This window comes from Pseudoalteromonas lipolytica (assembly GCF_001306915.1).
In the GTDB taxonomy this organism is placed as follows: Bacteria; Pseudomonadota; Gammaproteobacteria; order Enterobacterales; family Alteromonadaceae; genus Pseudoalteromonas; species Pseudoalteromonas simplex.
This window is the reverse complement of sequence record NZ_LJTC01000058.1, coordinates 1-558: the sequence shown is the minus strand read 5'-3', so window position 1 is coordinate 558 and position 558 is coordinate 1. Positions and strand designations below refer to the sequence as shown.

At 50.4% G+C, this 558-nt stretch carries 1 rRNA gene; it reads right to left on the bottom strand.

From position 1 onward, the window contains the following. Positions 1–558 (bottom strand): 23S ribosomal RNA (locus tag AOG27_RS21035); the annotation flags it as partial.

Genomic DNA, 558 nt, shown 5'->3' with positions numbered 1-558 from the left:
GTGTTTTTAATAAACAGTCCCAGCCACCTGGTCACTGCGGCTCCCGTCCGCTTAGAGAGCAAGTCTCATCACAGATAGGAGCGTACCTTCTCCCGAAGTTACGGTACAATTTTGCCTAGTTCCTTCACCCGAGTTCTCTCAAGCGCCTTAGTATTCTCTACCTGACCACCTGTGTCGGTTTGGGGTACGATTCGGTATAATCTGAAGCTTAGAGGCTTTTCCTGGAAGTATGGCATCAACAACTTCACACCCTTGGGTGCTCGTCTCGTGTCTCAGTCTTAGCAACCCGGATTTTCCTAAGTCACCAACCTACTCACTTTCACATGGACAACCAACGCCATGCTTGTTTAGCCTGCTCCGTCCCCCCATCGCAATTATACCAAGTACGGGAATATTAACCCGTTTCCCATCGACTACGCCTTTCGGCCTCGCCTTAGGGGTCGACTTACCCTACCCTGATTAACATGGGATAGGAACCCTTGGTCTTCCGGCGTGCGGGTTTTTCACCCGCATTATCGTTACTCATGTCAGCATTCGCACTTCTGATACCTCCAGCAA